Annotated in this window: 14 protein-coding genes; 11 read left to right on the plus strand and 3 right to left on the minus strand. The window is 43.6% G+C overall.

Going from position 1 to position 18,134, the window contains the following annotated elements:
- Nucleotides 1-3 precede the first annotated feature (3 nt).
- The gene (gene uxaC / locus NXH67_RS16490; RefSeq protein WP_272798102.1) at nt 4-1,422 is read right to left on the minus strand and encodes a glucuronate isomerase; all 1,419 of its coding nucleotides are present in this window, start codon (nt 1,420-1,422) and stop codon (nt 4-6) included.
- 285 nt (nt 1,423-1,707) lie between these two features.
- On the opposite strand from uxaC, the gene NXH67_RS16495 reads away from it, so the two are divergent.
- The 11 genes from NXH67_RS16495 to NXH67_RS16545 all read left to right on the plus strand — a co-directional run bounded on the left by NXH67_RS16495 (nt 1,708) and on the right by NXH67_RS16545 (nt 14,526).
- Complete coding sequence (locus NXH67_RS16495; RefSeq protein ID WP_022777244.1) at nt 1,708-3,210, plus strand: UxaA family hydrolase; 1,503 nt, start codon at nt 1,708-1,710, stop codon at nt 3,208-3,210.
- 298 nt (nt 3,211-3,508) lie between these two features.
- Nucleotides 3,509-5,191 (plus strand): ABC transporter substrate-binding protein, encoded by a 1,683-nt coding sequence (locus tag NXH67_RS16500; RefSeq protein WP_272798103.1) that lies wholly within the window; start codon nt 3,509-3,511, stop codon nt 5,189-5,191.
- Nucleotides 5,192-5,347: 156 nt separating this feature from the next.
- Complete coding sequence (locus tag NXH67_RS16505) at nt 5,348-6,304, plus strand: ABC transporter permease (protein WP_022777242.1); 957 nt, start codon at nt 5,348-5,350, stop codon at nt 6,302-6,304.
- Nucleotides 6,305-6,316: 12 nt separating this feature from the next.
- Nucleotides 6,317-7,192 carry a carbohydrate ABC transporter permease gene (locus NXH67_RS16510; RefSeq protein ID WP_022777241.1) on the plus strand — a complete coding sequence of 292 codons (876 nt, stop codon included), beginning with the start codon at nt 6,317-6,319 and terminating at the stop codon, nt 7,190-7,192.
- 114 nt (nt 7,193-7,306) lie between these two features.
- A complete protein-coding gene (locus NXH67_RS16515; RefSeq protein WP_022777240.1) occupies nt 7,307-8,029 on the plus strand; it encodes a rhamnogalacturonan acetylesterase in 723 nt (240 codons plus the stop codon).
- A 10-nt stretch (nt 8,030-8,039) separates the two neighbouring features.
- The gene (locus NXH67_RS16520; protein ID WP_272798104.1) at nt 8,040-9,683 is read left to right on the plus strand and encodes a glycoside hydrolase family 43 protein; all 1,644 of its coding nucleotides are present in this window, start codon (nt 8,040-8,042) and stop codon (nt 9,681-9,683) included.
- A 3-nt stretch (nt 9,684-9,686) separates the two neighbouring features.
- The gene (locus tag NXH67_RS16525; protein WP_272798105.1) at nt 9,687-11,546 is read left to right on the plus strand and encodes a family 43 glycosylhydrolase; all 1,860 of its coding nucleotides are present in this window, start codon (nt 9,687-9,689) and stop codon (nt 11,544-11,546) included.
- Between the two features lie 22 nt (nt 11,547-11,568).
- Nucleotides 11,569-12,408, plus strand: a complete 840-nt coding sequence (locus NXH67_RS16530) for a sugar phosphate isomerase/epimerase family protein (RefSeq protein WP_272798106.1) — start codon at nt 11,569-11,571, stop codon at nt 12,406-12,408.
- 124 nt (nt 12,409-12,532) lie between these two features.
- Entirely contained in the window at nt 12,533-13,822 is a 1,290-nt protein-coding gene (gene dinB / locus NXH67_RS16535) for a DNA polymerase IV (protein WP_022777236.1), read from the plus strand.
- 14 nt (nt 13,823-13,836) lie between these two features.
- Nucleotides 13,837-14,100 (plus strand): hypothetical protein, encoded by a 264-nt coding sequence (locus tag NXH67_RS16540; protein WP_022777235.1) that lies wholly within the window; start codon nt 13,837-13,839, stop codon nt 14,098-14,100.
- A 39-nt stretch (nt 14,101-14,139) separates the two neighbouring features.
- Nucleotides 14,140-14,526 carry a hypothetical protein gene (locus NXH67_RS16545; protein ID WP_272798107.1) on the plus strand — a complete coding sequence of 129 codons (387 nt, stop codon included), beginning with the start codon at nt 14,140-14,142 and terminating at the stop codon, nt 14,524-14,526.
- 19 nt (nt 14,527-14,545) lie between these two features.
- On the opposite strand, the gene NXH67_RS16550 is transcribed toward NXH67_RS16545, so the two are convergent.
- On the minus strand, nt 14,546-16,648 hold the full coding sequence (locus NXH67_RS16550; RefSeq protein ID WP_022777233.1) for a cyclic nucleotide-binding domain-containing protein: 2,103 nt from the start codon (nt 16,646-16,648) through the stop codon (nt 14,546-14,548).
- Between the two features lie 118 nt (nt 16,649-16,766).
- Complete coding sequence (locus NXH67_RS16555) at nt 16,767-17,978, minus strand: nucleotidyltransferase (RefSeq protein ID WP_272798108.1); 1,212 nt, start codon at nt 17,976-17,978, stop codon at nt 16,767-16,769.
- Nucleotides 17,979-18,134 lie beyond the last annotated feature (156 nt).

The following is an 18,134-nucleotide window of genomic DNA, read 5'->3' on the forward strand; positions in this document are numbered from 1 at the left end:
GGCTTATACCGTCTCTAAAGGAAAACCGAAATATCTTACAGCGTTGTTGTAGGATATATCCTTGGCAATCTCTCCGAGAATATCCATATCCTCAGCAGGATATTCACCGTTCTCCACCAGTGATCCGAGGTAATTGCAAAGGATACGGCGGAAGTAATCATGTCTTGTATAAGAAGTAAAGCTTCTTGAATCTGTAAGCATTCCTACAAATCCTGAAAGGTTGCCGGACTCTGCAACAGAAGCCAGCTGCTCCTCCATACCAAGCTTGGTATCATTGAACCACCATGCGCTTCCTTGCTGAATCTTGGCAACAACGGGAGCCTCGTTAAATGCATTTAGGGTGGTGTTGATGATCTTGTTGTCGTTAGGATTCAGGCTGTAAAGAATAGTCTTTGGAAGAGTATTCTTGCAGTGCAGAGCATTAAGGAAGTCTGCAAGTTCAGCCATAGGGTAGTAAGCTGCGATAGTGTCATAACCTGTATCAGGTCCGAGCTTCTCATACATAGGTGTATTGTTGTCGCGCTTGCAACCAAAGTGAAGCTGGAGTACCCAGTCTCTCTTCTTGATCTCTTCGCCCTCAAAGAGCATGAAGGCTGTTTCGTATTTAAGTGAATCCTCATAGCTGATCTCTTCGCCGGCCATACGTCTTGCGAAGATCTTCTCAATCTCTTCATCAGAAGCAGGTCTGTACATTACATACTCAAGAGCGTGATCTGTAACATTGCAGCCCTTGGATGCGAAGTAGTCGAGACGAACTCTGAGAGCTTCTTTTAATGAAGCAAAGGAGTCAATCTTAACTCCGCTTACCTCTGAAAGAGTAGCGATGTAGGATGTGAATTCGGGTTTAGTGATATTTTTGGCCTTGTCAGGTCTCCATGCGGGAAGAACCTTAACATCGAAGGATGCGTCTTCTCTGATCTTGTCGTGCCACTCAAGAGTGTCGATAGGATCATCTGTAGTGCAGATAAGAGTTACTCCTGACATCTTGATGAGTTTACGTACACTCATATCAGGTGACTGAAGAACCTTATTGCAGATATCGTATACTTCCTCTGCGGTCTTCTCGTTAAGAACACCGTTGTAACCAAAATATTTGCGAAGTTCTAAGTGAGCCCAGTGATAAAGTGGATTGCCTACGGCCTTGCCAAGGCATTTTGCGAACATTAAGAATTTCTCCTTGTCAGGAGCATCCCCTGTCATAAACTTTTCATCGACACCAAAGGCACGCATCAAACGCCATTTATAATGGTCCCCACCAAGCCATACCTGTGTGATTGTGTCGAAATGACGATCTTCGGCGATCTCCTTGGGGCTGATGTGACAGTGATAGTCAAGAATAGGCATATTTTCAGCGTAATCATGATATAAAGTCTTGGCAGCATCAGACTGAAGAAGGAAATCTTTATCCATAAAAGTCTTCATTTACATACCCTCCCAATTATTCCTATTTTTATTTTGTAAAATGTTAAAAATACATGTAAGCATTTTCATATTTTTTACAAAGGTATTATACAAGACGTGAATACTAAATACAATAGCAAAAATTTATTGACGTTACCGGACTTTAAATATATGATTTAAGTGTAAACGCTTACATGGCACTTTTTAGTATGTTTGATAATTTGATTTTTCAGCATGTAAAAAATGTAAGCAGATGTAAATAAAAATGTAAGAAAACTTCTGTTTTCGTAAAAAGGGGTAGGTTAAATGAGTAAATTTTTACAGATTCATCCAACAGACAATGTAATTGTATGCCTCGAACCCATGGCAAAGGGCGAGACTGTAAGTCTTTCAGATGGAAGAACAATAACTGCTGCAGAGGAAATCCCTGCAGGCCACAAGATGGCTATCAAGTCTATTTCTTCTAATGATAATGTTGTTAAATATGGATATGCCATCGGACATGCAACTGAAGATATTTCCGAGGGAAGATGGGTACACACCCACGACATCAAGACCAATCTTGAAGGAATCCTTGAGTATAAATATGAGCCTGACACTGCAGACATCGAGAAAAAGAAGACTCTTATGGGATCTAAAAAAGCATCCTTCAAGGGTTTCGTAAGAGCTGACGGACGCGTAGGAATAAGAAATGAAGTATGGATCATTCCTACTGTAGGTTGTGTCAACAATATCGCGACAGCACTGGCTAATAAGGCAAATAAGCTTGTAAAGGGCAGCGTTGATGAAGTTGTGGCATTTACACATAACTATGGCTGTTCTCAGACAGGAGATGATCAGGAGCACACAAGAACCATACTTTCTGATCTTATCAAACATCCAAATGCCGGCGGCGTGCTGGTTCTTGGTCTTGGTTGCGAGAATAGCAATATAGATGTTCTTATGCCATATATTGGAGAATATGACAAGGATAGAGTGAAGTTCCTTGTATGTCAGCAGTCTGATGACGAGATGGCAGATGGTCTTGAGCTTCTTTCAGAGCTTATTGAGACTGCTTCTAAGGATGAGAGAGAAGAAGCCTATGCTTCCAAGCTTATCATTGGCCTTAAATGCGGTGGATCCGATGGATTCTCCGGAATTACTGCCAATCCGCTTGTTGGAAGAATTTCCGACAGGATTGTTGAATGCGGCGGTACATCTATTCTTACCGAGGTTCCCGAAATGTTCGGAGCAGAGACTATTCTTATGAATAGATGTAAGGATGAGAAGACCTTCAATGATACCGTAAATATGATCAACGGTTTCAAGGATTATTTCACAAAGCAGGGCGAGCCCATTTATGAGAATCCTTCACCCGGAAACAAGGCAGGCGGAATCACAACACTTGAGGATAAGTCTCTTGGCTGCACCCAGAAATCCGGTGATTATCCGGTTATGAATGTATTGGAGTATGGTGAGAGAACCGATGTTACAGGACTTAATCTATTATGTGCACCCGGTAATGACCTTTGCGCTGCAACCGCACTTGCCAGTGCAGGAGCGCAGATCGTGCTCTTTACAACAGGAAGAGGAACACCTTTTGCATGCCCTGTTCCTACTATGAAAATAGCTAGTAACAATACAATTGCCGAGAAGAAGAGCAACTGGATCGATTTCAGAGCCGGTCAGATCCTTGAAGGAAGAAGCTTTGATGAACTTACTGATGAATTATTCGATAAGATCCTTCGTACCGCTTCAGGAGAGAAGCTTAAGAGCGAGGAAGCCGGCTTCCACGACATGGCCATCTGGAAGAGAGGCGTAACACTGTAAATAACAGATAGACAAATTGCACATTGGAATGTATTAAATTCCGATGACAATTTGTCTATTTTTTTAGTTCGAGGAAATGTAAGTGTTATTTTTGCAAGATTTTTTTGTAAATTTTTGATATGTAAGCACTTACGGAAATACAGTAAAAACGGCACTTCACGGAAAAAATCACCAATACTGGCAGAAATTTAACAAAATTCATGCTTGCAATGGTTTTCAATACATGTTAAAGTACGTACATAAGCAATTGAAAACGCTTACATTTAATTTAAATAATTAACTGGGAGGAACAAATTAAATGAAAAAGAAAGCTTTATCATTACTTCTGTCAACAGCAATGGTGGCTTCTCTTGCTGCTTGCGGCAACGAGACAACACCTGCTACAACTGACACACAGACTGCTGACAACACAACAGCAACAGAAGCTCCTGCAACAGAAGCTCCTGCAACAACAGATGCTGAGACACCTGCTGCAGCTGAGGACTTCACACTTGAGACTCTTAACATCGTAGTAGACGGTACACTTACTGCTACAGTTGAGAACGGCCAGGATGCATTCAAGGAGCAGTGGGAAGCTGCTGTATCTGAGAAGCTTGGTCACCAGATAACACTTAACATCAACCAGCTTGATCACTCTGACTATTCAGGAACAGTTTCACGTCTCCTTACAACTGGTCAGCCCGGTGATCCTGATTATCCTGATGCTCTTATCATGAGCGCTACAATGCTCAGACAGTATCAGACAACAGGTCTCCTTTGGGATATGGCTGATGCTTATGCAAACGCTGAGTTCCAGTCAAGAGTAACTCTTCCTTCAGTAAACGAGAACATGAAGGACAACCAGGGACACCTTTACGGCTTCGCTCCTACATACGGAAACGGATGCGTAACTTATGTTAAGAAGTCATGGCTCGATGCAGCCGGAATGTCAATCGATGACATCAAGACTTTCGATGATTACTATGCAATGCTTAAGGCATTCCATGAGAAGGAGTCAGGCACATACGGTGTAATCGCTGCTGGTTACGGTAAGCTTGACGAGGCTCCTTACATCAACTACATGCCTGAGTTCTGGCAGGGTGCATATCCTTCATTCTATCAGAAGGATGGTGTATGGGTAGACGGATTCCAGGAGCAGGCTACAATCGATGCTCTTGCAAGACTTGCTCAGGGTTATGCTGATGGCGTAATCGATCCTGATACAGAGGAAGCCGGAACAAAGCAGGCTCGTGAGAAGTTCTTCTCAAACGACCAGTCAACATCAGAAGGTGTATTCACATACTGGGCTGGTACATGGCTTAGAACACTTACAACAAACATGGAAAAGCAGGAAGTTGACAACGATCTTGGCGATGACAGACTTGTACAGCTTGCTCCTATCCAGGAGATCAAGGATACATGGGGCGGCTACATCAACAGAGAAGCTCCTGTATGGGTAATCACAGACGATCAGGATGGCTCAAACGCTCGTGAGCAGGCTATCTTCGATGCACTTCTTGAGACAATGCTTGACGGTGACAAGGTTCAGACACTTTGGACATATGGTGCTGAGGATGTTCACTGGTCAACAAAGGCTGAGTCCTTCACAACAAACGCTGATGATCCTGAGAAGAAGAAGGATTATGAGTACGCTGATGGTGAGTTCCACCTTAAGCAGGCTCCTAACGATCCTAACTCTGTATGGAAGAAGAATCACCTTGATCCAGTACTTGTAATCGCTCCTCTTACAAACGGTTTCGTAGATAACGACGAGCTTGTACAGGTTGGTAACAAGTTCTTCACAGAGAACTGTGTAGATGCTCCTGCAGCTGCTTCTTGCGATACTCTTACAGAGAACGAAGCAACACTTGTAGAGCTTAAGACAACTCTTATGAACCAGGCTGTAACAGGTGAGATCACACCTGAAGAGGCTATTGCTCAGTATCAGGCAGAAGTTGGCGATCTTGCTCAGCAGATCGTTGATGAGCTCAACGCTCAGTAATTTCTGAAATAAAATAATTTTTGATTAAGTTCCCACCCCTGAGGGGTATACGATATCTTCATTGGGGGTGGGATTTTTATGAAAAATTCACGATTTATCTGCTATAATATAGCTGTAATATGAACGTTATTTAGATAATAAAGGGAGAGGGTTGCTATGAGTAAGAAACAAAATGCTGTTACGACATCCACCGGCGCTCCTATAAACAAAAAACCTCTTAGCACACGAATCAAGAATAATCTGGGTTATTACCTCATGTTCTTACCTGTATTGGTTTTCGTAATTATTATTTATTACTGGCCAATGCTTGGTGTACGTTATGCGTTCTATGAGTACAAGCTCAGAAACATTAACTGGGTTGGTCTTAAGAACTTCCAGACAATGTTTGCTAAGAAGGAGTTCTGGACTGCCTTTAGTAACACTTTACAGATTTCCATTACTAAGCTTTTAATTACAACTTTTGCATCGGTACTGGTTTCAGTTTTCCTTAATGAGATGCACAACATGTTTGCAAAGAAAACACTGCAGACAATCATCTATTTGCCACACTTTATGTCTTGGGCAGTAGTTGCCGCTATTTTCCAGTTATTCCTTTCTAAGTCTTCAACAGGTTTCGTTAATGAGACATTGAAGTCCTGGGGAGTTCTGTCAACAAGTATCGACTTCCTGCACACCAAAGCAATGTGGAGACCGATCTTCTATATGATCAATATCTGGAAGGAAACAGGTTGGGGAACAGTTATTTTCCTGGCTACACTTTCCGGAATCAACCCTGAGCTCTATGAGGCTGCCGACATTGACGGAGCATCAAGACTTCAGAAAATCTGGTATGTAACAGTACCTGCACTTATGAATACGGTAATTATCGTACTGATCCTTAATCTTGCTAAGGTTCTTAACCTGTTTGAATCAGTATTCGTTTTATATAACAACCGTGTATTCGACGTATCCGATGTAATTTCAACTTATATCTATCGTCAGACATTCCTTACTGCTATACCGGACTATGGATATACAACTGCGGTTGGTTTGTTTAAGTCCCTGGTTGGTTGCGTACTTGTTCTTGTATGTAACTGGGCAAGTAAGAAGATCCGCGGACGCGGAATTATTTAAGGAGGAGATATTATGGCACAGGCTAAACAGGCTACAATGCATGTCCAGGCTAAAAAGCCCAAAATACATGTATTTGATGTGGTTAACTACATAGTATTCGTTATAGTTGCTTTAATAGTTCTCATTCCTATTTGGAAGGTTCTTGTAGATTCCTTCAACTCTGTAGGTGTATATCAGTTCAGATTCTGGCCTGAGGACTTTACATTTAACGGATACCTTACAATTTTTACAACGGTTAGACTTTACAGACCATTCCTTAATTCAGTTATTACAACTGTTTTGGGTACACTTCTTGGTCTTGTACTTTCAACACTCGGTGGTTATGTACTTACACAGCAGGATATGCCCGGAAGAAACTTCTTGTCCTTCTTCCTGCTCTTCACCATGATCTTCAGCGGTGGTATGATTCCTGAGTACCTTGTTATGAAGCAGCTCCATCTTGTAGATACAATCTGGATCCTGGTTATCAAACACGGTATGAACGTATATAACCTGGTTCTTATGAAGAACTTCTTCGAGGGAATTCCCGGATCACTTTTCGAGGCTGCCAAGATCGATGGCTGCACTCCTATGGGAATCTTCTTCAAGATCGTGCTTCCGCTTTCCAAGGCAGCTCTTGCATCAATCGGTCTTATGTATGCGGTAACTGTATGGAACGATTACAGCACAGTACAGATCTATATCACTAACCCTGACAGAGTTAACTTCCAGTACAAGCTGAGAGTTATGATCATGGACGGTGATACGCCCACAACAGCTTATAAGGTTTCACAGAACACACTGTATTACGCAGCTATCGTATGTGCGATTCTTCCTTTCATGATCGCATATCCTTTCCTGCAGCAGTACTTCGTTCAGGGTGTTAACGTTGGAGCTGTTAAGGAGTAATTACTCCTAAGGTTATTTTAGAAATGATAAAAGACAATCTGCTTTATTTTTCATGAAAAACTATTAGCAGGTTGTCTTTTTTTATCCATATTTGGAATTATAAGAGGAGGCTTTATGAGACATATTTTCTGGGCGGGGGATTCTACCGCAGCAAGCAATAAATATATAACTTACCCTCAGACGGGAATCGCGCAGGCTTTTGACAGATATACAAGAGAGGATGTAGTGGTATTTAATCATTCCGTGAACGGAAGAAGTACCAAGAGCTTCATTGATGAGAGCAGACTTGCGTATATCTATAATGATATTTCAAAGGGAGATTATCTTTTTATTCAGTTTGGACATAATGATGAAAAAATCAATGATCCTGCCCGATACACTGACCCTCACGGTGAGTTTATAACTAACCTGGGGAAATTTGTGAATGTAGCCAGAAATAAGGGAGCTTATCCTGTTTTCATTACTTCGGTGGAGAGAAGGCTTTTTGATGAAAACGGAAAGCTTAAGCCTTCAGAGCATACTGAGTATGTGAAGGGGATGAAGGAGGCTTCTGAGAAATTTGAGGTGCCGGTGGTGGATCTTTTTACTATGAGCAGAGAATTCCTTGAAAAAACAGGAGATGAAGCTTCTAAGAAATATTATATGAATCTGGCTCCCGGCGAGGTCCTCTGGGCTCCTGAGGGAAAGAACGACAACTCACATCTAAGATATGAAGGCGCCATGCTCTATGCGGGAATGGTGGCTAGAGGACTGATAGGACTGGGAGAGCCTTATTCCAGCCTGATCATTGAAGATGAAGCTCTAAATGAAAGCAGCAGAATTGAGATAAACGGATAAGGGGGATGCTATGCATTATTCGGATCAAGGAAACGGAAGATTCAGGAATCCGATATTGTTTGCGGATTACAGTGATCCTGATGTTATAAGAGTCGGTGATACTTATTATATGACTGCCTCCAGCTTTAACTATACGCCGGGGCTACCGATACTGGTGTCAAAGGACCTGGTGAACTGGAAGCTGGTTAATTATGCGCTTAAGAATATCCCGGGAGAGAGATTCAACATTCCTAGGCATTCGGAGGGAGTTTGGGCGCCTTCAATCCGCTATCATGAGGGGATGTTCTATATATACTATGGAATGCCGGACGAGGGCTATTTTGTGGTTAGAACTAAGGACCCTTACGGAGAATGGGAGGAGCCTGTATGTGTTTTGGAAGGAAAAGGGCTTATTGATCCCTGTCCGATATGGGATGATGACGGACGGGCATATGTGATCCATGGCTATGCCAAGAGCAGGATTGGCTTTAAGAGTATTCTTGGTGTTTTTGAGATGAGTCCGGATGGACTTAAGGCTATATCTGAGGATCATTTTATTTTTGACGGCAATGATCCGAAGCACCCTGCGGTAACCATTGAAGGACCCAAGGTTTATAAAAGAGATGGTTATTACTATATCTGGGCACCGGCAGGCGGAGTTAAGGACGGCTGGCAGGTTGTGCTCAGATCAAGAGATATTCATGGACCCTATGAGATAAAAGAAGTAATGCATACCGGTAATACTGTTATAAACGGTCCTCATCAGGGCGGCCTTGTAGATACTGTAAATGGTGATGAATGGTTTATTCATTTCCAGGACAGGGGGCTGTATGGCAGAATCTGTCATCTGCAGCCGGTCAGTTGGGATAATGGCTGGCCAATCGTGGGCGTTAATCCCGATGAGAATAAGGTTGGAGAGCCTGTGTTTGAGCGTGATAAGCCTGATACGGGAGCAGGGGATGAAGAAAAGATGTATCTTGAGTCCTCAGATGATTTCGTAGGAGGCAATTATGGACTTTGCTGGCAGTGGCTCGGTAATCATACAGAAGCTTTCTGTCAGCAGAAAAACTTCCGCAGAAATGGATTAAGGCTAAATGCACTTAATGTTTCCGGTGAGGAAAACCCCATTATATGGCGAAGTGCCAACGTACTTACTCAGAAACTTGTTTTTCCTGTGTTTGAAACCGAGATTCAGGTTGATATTTCGGGGCTCAAGGCCGGAGAGAGAGCCGGCATATGTATGACGGGAGGACAGTATGTCGCCGCATATTTTGAAAAGGGCGATAATGACGAGTTTGTTTTGAAAATTGCAGAGTCCGAAGGCGGAGATGCTGATAAAATTGAGGTAGTTAAAAAGGTGATAAGAGCTGAGAAAATCGGAAGAGGATCCCTTTTTACGTTCCTTCTTACTTTCTCTCTTAATGAGGAGGCAGAATCTGAGCAGTTGTATTATCAGAATGTGCATAGTCCTCTTACGGGAGAGAATCCTGCCCTTAAGATCAAGGTAAAGGGTGATGGCTTAGACTACACCGATCTTGGAGTTAACTACACTCCTTCGGATCATACCTGGGTTGGAGCAAAAATCGGACTTTTTGCGATTTCAAAAAGTACTGATATGACAGGAAATTCAAATGGCTATGCTGACTTTCTTTTTGTTAAAACAAGGGAGCTGTGAGAGATGGATGTAGGACCGATCAGTTTGTATGAAGCAGCAAGAATGGGCGATTATAAGCTTGTTAGATGGATCGTGGAGTATTCAAGAGCAAGTCTTAATGAGTTTGATGATGACCATAGAACAGCTCTTCATTATGCCGCCGAGAGCGGGAACCTTCAGGTGTTTGAATATCTGACGGACAGGTGTGGCCTGGACCCGCTTCAGGGTGATGCGGGGCTGGTAACACCATGGGATATTGTTCATGAGAATGCTACAAGGGCTGAGTTGAATGGGACCGCCGAAGGCTATAAACAGATTGAGAGCTATCTTGAAGGAAAATATGGGCATTGCTACAACGATTTTTATCGAAATCCCATAAGAAGCGGATTCTTCCCGGATCCTTCAATCTGCAGAGTGGGAGAAGACTATTATATGGTCAATTCTTCCTTTATATTTTTTCCGTGTATTCCAATTTCCCATTCAAGGGACCTTGTTCACTGGGAGATAATTGGGCATGCCATCACTGAGCCGAAATGGGCTTATCTTGAGGGACTGGAAGGCGGAAGAGGATACTGGGCGCCGGATATTTCCTATTATGAAGGGCGATTTTACATCGCTGCAACATATAGACTTAACGATACGGGGCCAGTGTACAGAAGGCAGATGGTGGTTTCTTCGGACAGGCCTGAGGGACCTTATTCTGAGCCGGTCTTTATCGATGAAGACGGTATAGATCCTGGCTTTTTTAATGATGAGGACGGCCGCAGATACATGCTGCTTAACAGAGGAGCCAGGATATTTGAGCTTGATAGATCCGCATCGAAGAAGATATCAGAACCGGTGCTTTTGTATTACGGAAGTAACAAAAGAGCACCTGAAGGCCCACATATATATAAAAAAGACGGATATTATTATCTTTTGCAGGCTGAAGGCGGAACCGGGCCGGGACACAGAGCTACGGTTTCAAGAAGCAGGGAGCTGATGGGGATATATGAGCCCTGTCCCTATAATCCCATAATGAGGCAGACGGATGAAGGAGCCGTGATTCAAAGATGCGGTCACGGTTGTCTTGTAGATACGCCTGATGGACGATGGTATATGGTATATCTCTGCGGAAGGAAACTGGGAGATGGCTACAGCATTCTGGGAAGAGAAACTGCCCTTGATCCTGTGACCTGGACTGCAGATGGCTGGCCAATAGTTAACGGACTCAAAGGACCCTCATGTATGCAGGTTAAGCCTTTTGCTGATGATAGGGATGATTGCAGTGATGAAATTGGTGTTTCTCCTTGCGGGCTTCCTTTTGATTACATGACGCCGCGGCCCTTTGAAAAAGGAACTCTGGTATATGAAGCTACTGAAGATGGACAGATCTTTACGATAAAAGGCTGTTCTGCTCCTTTGTCATCAATTGATGCCCGGAATATTGTGCTCAGAAGGCAGACGAGTTTTTCTTTTGAATATGACGTGAACATGGAGATTCCGGAACTAAAGGATGGGCAGAGCGCAGGAATAACCGGGTATTATGATGAGAATACATATTTTACTTTTGGTCTAAAGAGCGCTGAGGGAAAAATACATGTTTTTTCCCATGAACATATTGGAGATGAGGACAGATGGACGATTTCCGAGGAAGCCTTGGAAAATGCATCCGGAAGCATTAAATTATCCATGAATACAGTGGATTTTGTCAGAACCCTCAGCTATAGTATTAATGGCGAGGAATGTATTTGGCATACTTTGACAGATGTGTGTTATCTGTGTGATGAGGGACTTTCCAAGGGAAAGCGATTTACAGGCGCAACTGTAGGAATGTTCGCATACGCCGGTACAGAGAATGATCTTACGGTCAGATTTACAGACCCGATTTATACAGAGATATAACAGAGATATTTAGGAGGATGATATGCAGATAGGAATCAGATTTCATGATACAGTGGAGCTTCCTTTTGAGGAGAGGCTTCAGGAGATTAAGAGACAGGGATTTAGCTGTACTCATATTGCTCTTTCCAAGGTGCCGGGATTTACGGCTGATACAACGGCGCTTACACCGGGATATGCTATGTACATGAGGGATGCTTTCAGAAGAGCAGACCTGGATGTGGCAGTTCTTGGGTGCTACCTTAATCTGGCTAATCCCAATGAGGCTTCGCTTCATGCTATCCAGGAGAAGTATAAGGCTCATATTCGTTTTGCTTCCCTTATGGGTGCAGGAATGGTGGGAACTGAGACCGGCGCACCCAACGAGACCTATTCATATGATAAGGAGGCATGCCATTCGAAGGAGGCCCTTGAGACCTTTATCACCAATCTTCGTCCTGTGGTTGATTACGCTGAAAAAATGGGTGTGATTGTTGCCATTGAGCCTGTTTACAGACATATTGTATGGAATCCCAAGAGAGCAAGGGAGGTTCTTGACAGGATAGAGTCTCCGAACCTTCAGATCATTTTTGATCCGGTCAATCTTCTTTGGACTGATAATTATGCTCAGAGATATGAAGTATTTGAGGAGGCAATGGATCTTCTTAAGGATGATATCTGCATGATACATCTTAAGGACTGCGTGTGCGAAAAAGACAGGATCGTCAGCATGGGGTGCGGTCTTGGAGAGATGGATTATACAAGCATTGTGGAGTTTGCACATAAGTACAAGCCCTATATTCATGCGACTCTCGAGGATACCAAGCCCGATAATGCAGTAGCAGCAAGAGAATGCATTGAGGGCTACGAAGCAAAACTTAAATAATTTGTATTTATAATTTAATAAGGTACTATATATAGCGGTTGCATTTCAGAACATACATTCGTATAATAAGAATTAATCCAAGAACAAATGTTTGCAACATATGTTTGCGTGGTAAGGTGGGTGTATGGAAGACAGGATTATTCTTCATTCTGACTGCAACTGTTTTTATGCGGCAGTTGAGATGCTGCATAATCCTAAACTTAGAGACGTTCCAATGGCGGTAGGGGGAGACCCCGAGGCCCGCCATGGAATTGTTCTTACAGCCAATTACATAGCCAAGAGGCGGGGCGTCAAGACGGGAATGGCACTGTGGCAGGCCAGACAGGTATGCAGGGACGTGGTATTTGTCGCTCCCAGCTATGATGAGTACATCAGATTTTCCGGGAAGGCCAGGAAGATATATGGCGACTATACCGATCTGATCGAGCCCTATGGCCTTGACGAATCCTGGGTTGATATCACGGATTCCGCAAGGATGCTGGGAACTTCTGATGGCATGCGTATAGCCGGGGAGATTTCCGACAGGGTTAAGAAGGAACTTGGGATTACTGTTTCCATAGGTGTTTCCTGGAACAAGATCTTTTCCAAATTTGGCTCTGATTACAAGAAGCCTGATGCCATTACTCAGATATCCAGGGAGAATTACAGGGATATAGTCTGGAATAGCCCTGTATCGGACCTTCTCTATGTTGGCAGACGCACAGATAATAAGCTCAGGAAATACGGGATCCTTACTATAGGAGATCTTGCCTGTGCAGATCCGGAGTGGCTTCATCAGATATTCGGCAAGGTGGGATATATTCTGTCTGCTTTTGCCAGGGGCGAGGATCAGACTCCGGTTGCTGCAGAAGCGGATGCGGCGCCCATCAAGAGTGTCGGTAACAGTACCACAACTCCAAGGGACCTTGAGAATGATGAAGACGTCAGAATGGTTATCTATCTTCTTTCGGAGAGCGTGGCTTCAAGACTTAGAGATAATCACTTCAAGGGAGATGTCATAGGACTAAGTATCAGAGATAATGGCCTCTATAGTTTTACAAGACAGCACAGGGTCAAGATTCCCACCAATATCTCGGAGGAGATAGCGGGATATGCCTGGCAGCTTTTTAAGGCCAATTATGACTGGGAGCATCCGATAAGAAGCGTGGGAGTAAGGGTGTCAGGTCTTATCCCCGATACTTCGCCTTATCAGACCGACCTGTTCATGAGTGAGGCGGTCAGGGACAAGCACCTCAAGGCTGATATTGCGGTCGATGATATCAGGAGGCGTTTTGGATATAATTCCATTCTTCGTGGCCTGATGTATTTTGATAAGGAGCTGTCCGGCCTTGATGCCAAGGCTGACGATCACATGATCCATCCTGTGGCTTATTTTCAGAATGGCAACAATGTTCTTGGGGATAACGATTTATAGAACAGGAGCATGCTATGGCGATTAGGATAGGTCATAAGGTCTATGTGGATACGGTTGTGGAATATTCGGATGAGGGCGCTGTAAGGCCTCTGTCCATAGAATGGGAAGACGGCAGGAAATACATGATCACCAGAGTCAAGGATTGTGTTCCCGGAGCCAGCAGGAGAGCAGGCGGAGCAGGACTTGTGTATACCTGCATTGTCGATGGCAAGGAGATTCATCTGTATTTTGAGGATTCTCCCTCCGGAGCCAAATGGTTTCTTGAATCCAAGTCGTGATATGTTATTCCTTTTTGTAATTGAAAGTGAGGCCGGGTTATGGTTTATGCAGTTGATTTTGACGGTACACTTAGTATGGGCGAATGGCCGGAGGTTGGCCCCGCCAATACGGAGCTTATAGATTATCTGATAAAGAGACAGCGAATGGGAGATAAGCTTATTCTCTGGACCTGCAGGGCAGGAGAACCCCTTGACAGAGCGGTGGAGTTCTGTAGGGATAACGGCCTTATTTTTGATGCAGTCAATGATAATCTTCCTGAAACTATCATAAAATATGGCTCTAACTCAAGGAAGATCACCTGTGATGTGTACCTTGACGATAGAGCCATGCATGTTGATGAATATGCATGCAGTACGGAAATTGATATCAATAGGATAGAGAATGCTCTTTTGCGCTATGCTGAAAAGATAGCTATGGCTGGCTGATAGCTGCAGTATTTGGCTGTTATTTCTTCAGATGCTCGATCTGCCCCAGGATAACCTCCGGTACTTCAATCTCTTCCTTCTGAAGTCTGTGAACAATGTTTACAAGAGGCTTGATCTGGCCTCCGATATGAGCGTTATAGTGGTTGATCAGTTCTCCATATTGAGGGTTATCTGCAATCTTTTCCCTGAGCTCCTTGGCGAAGGGGCAGAAGGTGAAGAGAATCTCACGGGCTACCTTGTTGAGTCTTGGAGAGCTGGCTGACTCAAACTTTATATATGCAAGATAGTCGGCAATAAATACGTTTTTGTAGTTATTGCTGTATTTCTTAAGGTCAGTTCTTAGTTTATCCTTCTGTTCCGTTGACAGTGCAGAGTTCTTCTTGAAGAACTGCAGGTAGTCGCAGTACATGGAAGTAAGAGAAGGATCTGTTACGTCGTTCCAATGAACGCCCTGCTCGGTCTTGCACATTTCCCATCTGAACTCTCCGAACAGCTTGATCATACAATCTTCGGTGTTCTCTGTGTTGAAGATGGAGACCAGCATACGGGCCTTGGAACTTCTCTTTTTTCCTTCAATTTCCTGCCAGAGGCAGGCTCTGCTTCCGGCATTGGGCATCAGGATCATATATGGTGTGATGTCGTCCTGGTAGTGAACCTGAGGGACACCTATCTCAACATTTGAGAACAGTGCATTTCTGCAGAATACACCGAAATCAACGCTTCTGATATATCTGAAATATTCATTGACCTTGGCGGTATTTTGATACGCCATGTCAAGAGGCCTTAATACGTTCTGAGAATCAAATACCGGAACGAAAGAGGAGATCCTTCCGAAGGTCATTCTGTTTCCCAATGCAAAGAGGTTGTGGATCTCAAATTTCAGCCTGGCTTCCGGATCGTTTATCATGGCTTCCATCTGCTCTTCCCTGATATCACCGCTGAGCTTCTGATCACGCAGGTATGTGAGCCAGTCCTGATCAAACTCGTTTCGTGAAGGCTCAACCTCAAGATTATATATCTTAACAAGCCACTCATAGAGAAGGACTACGTTATCGTCGGGGTCAGGCATGTAGGATCTGGCGATATTGGCAAGGGCCATAGTGTATTTATCACCGGCCAGCTCTTCGTCAACGAAACCGAACATGAAGAACATCTGAACCTCAAGGGGAAGATCCTCATCATCCAGGCTCTTTAAGAAGGCTGCGGTGTAGATGTCATAGAAGGTTGAGGCAATGCTTCTTCTGAGGGCTCTTGCCTCATCGGAGGAGTCGTTTCTATTCTCGTTTGATTTGAATTCGTTTACCTGCTCCTCGAATTTCTCTGCAAGCTCAGGAGATACTTCAGCATAGTTAATGATGGTGTTCAGGGCATTTACTATTGCAATTCCGCCAATAATGCCGCTGTCCAGATTGCTGAGCTTGGCGTTTATCATCTGCATAGTCGCCTGGAATTCCTTGGTTTTTTGCTTGAGCGCTTTTCTGTATACGGTAAGAGCCTGAGACTCTTTTGATACATTCTGATATATTTCGTAGGTTGTCATTACCATGCCTGTGGCAATATCAAGGCCCAACGGATAGAAGGTCTTTTTGAGGCTTGCACTGTGGGTTCTTAAGGATCTTGCAAAGGAGATGGCCCACTCAGGCAGATTGACGCTTCGCTCAGGAGGAGTGAGGTCATCCAGTTCAGGGAACTGTTTGGGCACTTCACCAACCTTGATGCACAGATTTGGATAATCAGCATAGTCTGCCTTGATTTTCTCATATTCGGTAAGAGCCTCATTATATTCCTGTTCAAAAGCATCGCAGCACAAAGCGGCTGCTTCAGCGGACTGAGCGGCCAAAATCGGTGCAATCTTTGGATTGGACATTACTACTTTGGGAATATCATCTTTGGAACTGAAGGGGTATGAATATACGGCTCCTTCTTCAAGGGCCTCTATGTTGTACACATAGGGCTCACCGGGGGTTTCAACTATTCCCACGAAGCCGCCTACACCCAGGGTTATGGAGGAGAAGGCATTGGATATTTTGATACTGCCCTTTACAATAACCTCTACGGTTTCGACAATATCTTTACCAGCTTTATGCAGAACCTGACCTTTTTCGAGTTTAACAAGTCCCATAGTATTCCTCCATGAGAATCCTAATACCGTATACATAATAATGGTATCACGTTCATAAGGCTACTTCAATGAAATGGGGCTGTCAAAATATTAAAAGATAATTAACGCAAAATGGATATCATATCACGATGTTTCTAAGGCTGTATTCTGAGGTTACGCCGTTTTGGGCAAGGAGATTATATACTGCTCCTGCTGACAGAGTTTCGCTTAAGAGTCTCATCTGTAGGGGATTCAGTAAATGCTCTGCATCTTTCAATCTGTCCAGAACAGGAAGAGAGGAGTTGTCATGGATCAATGACAGAACCGCGGAGGAATCCTTTTTTAGGCCGAGGATCCTGACATAGCCGGTATAGTCATCGGCTTTATATTGAGCCATATTTTCATCGGTGATCCCAAGGAGAATATGGAAAAGGCTCCTGCTGATACGGGAGTAGGACAGATCTTTTGTCTTTAATTTCTCGCACAGACAGGTAATGGTATCTCCCGGAGTGAACGAATTAATCAGTTTGTTTGACAGATCCCCGGAGACATCAAGGTATTTGTCATAGCCATTTTCTTTATCACAGATAAGTCTATAGTTTAGAAGTGTCGAGAAATCGTTGGAATCAAGCAGATGACCACTGTATTCAACAAATTCTTTCATGGCGCTTGCCGGGATGGAAGCAGATACAGCCTCTTTTTCAGTGTTTCCTGCAAGAACCTTGCGGATAGCTGTAGCGCTGGCATAATCCGATAGGGCAGTGGAATGAAAGGATTCACCTATGCGAGGGATGGTAAATGGACGGATGCTGCTGTTTCTTTTGATAAGTGCCTTGATATATTCAATTGCAAGGATATTGTTGGGACTTTGAAGTATCGGTCTTATGCTTTCGCCGTCAAGCTCTGAGGCAAGTGCATCTTCTCTGGCTGCAGCGAAGCTTTTGCCTGCTTTGAGGCTGGCTGCGAGAACTGATCTGAAATTCTCAGGTTCATTGGCAAGTACTGTGGCAATCTTCTCAAGAGAGGAGATATCTCCTGACTCACTGCCAAAGCACAGATAATCCAAGGCTCCGATACGGTCAAGTATGGAAACAGCTCCGAATGCGAAATATTCAGCGCTTCCAAGGCTGTAGTATACAGGAAGTTCCAGCACCAGATCTGCTCCTGACTGCAGGGCCATTCTGGTTCTGGTAAATTTGTCTGCTATGGCAGGGGCACCTCTTTGGACAAAATCTCCGCTCATAATAACAATGCAGAAATCCGCGCCGGTTTCCTGCATGCTTTTTTCAATTAAGTATTTATGCCCGTTGTGGAAGGGGTTGAATTCTGCGATGATTCCTATAGTTTTCATAAATTGTAAGCGCTTTCAAAAAATGCTGACTTTTGTACAATTTTTTCCTTGCGAATAAAAAGAACGTTGTTAAAATATTAATGTAACTTTGTATATTATCTTTACATACAGATTCTGCAAAGTCAAAGTACTTTATTTCAGAGAATTCCAAAGAGA

This window comes from Butyrivibrio sp. DSM 10294, from assembly GCF_028539135.1.
GTDB lineage: Bacteria > Bacillota > Clostridia > Lachnospirales > Lachnospiraceae > Butyrivibrio.

Coding starts and splice junctions, on each gene's coding strand:
- uxaC (WP_272798102.1), bottom strand. CDS start 1,422: ATGAAGACTTTTATGGATAAAGATTTCCTTCTTCAGTCTGATGCTGCC.
- NXH67_RS16495 (WP_022777244.1), top strand. CDS start 1,708: ATGAGTAAATTTTTACAGATTCATCCAACAGACAATGTAATTGTATGC.
- NXH67_RS16500 (WP_272798103.1), top strand. CDS start 3,509: ATGAAAAAGAAAGCTTTATCATTACTTCTGTCAACAGCAATGGTGGCT.
- NXH67_RS16505 (WP_022777242.1), top strand. CDS start 5,348: ATGAGTAAGAAACAAAATGCTGTTACGACATCCACCGGCGCTCCTATA.
- NXH67_RS16510 (WP_022777241.1), top strand. CDS start 6,317: ATGGCACAGGCTAAACAGGCTACAATGCATGTCCAGGCTAAAAAGCCC.
- NXH67_RS16515 (WP_022777240.1), top strand. CDS start 7,307: ATGAGACATATTTTCTGGGCGGGGGATTCTACCGCAGCAAGCAATAAA.
- NXH67_RS16520 (WP_272798104.1), top strand. CDS start 8,040: ATGCATTATTCGGATCAAGGAAACGGAAGATTCAGGAATCCGATATTG.
- NXH67_RS16525 (WP_272798105.1), top strand. CDS start 9,687: ATGGATGTAGGACCGATCAGTTTGTATGAAGCAGCAAGAATGGGCGAT.
- NXH67_RS16530 (WP_272798106.1), top strand. CDS start 11,569: ATGCAGATAGGAATCAGATTTCATGATACAGTGGAGCTTCCTTTTGAG.
- dinB (WP_022777236.1), top strand. CDS start 12,533: ATGGAAGACAGGATTATTCTTCATTCTGACTGCAACTGTTTTTATGCG.
- NXH67_RS16540 (WP_022777235.1), top strand. CDS start 13,837: ATGGCGATTAGGATAGGTCATAAGGTCTATGTGGATACGGTTGTGGAA.
- NXH67_RS16545 (WP_272798107.1), top strand. CDS start 14,140: ATGGTTTATGCAGTTGATTTTGACGGTACACTTAGTATGGGCGAATGG.
- NXH67_RS16550 (WP_022777233.1), bottom strand. CDS start 16,648: ATGGGACTTGTTAAACTCGAAAAAGGTCAGGTTCTGCATAAAGCTGGT.
- NXH67_RS16555 (WP_272798108.1), bottom strand. CDS start 17,978: ATGAAAACTATAGGAATCATCGCAGAATTCAACCCCTTCCACAACGGG.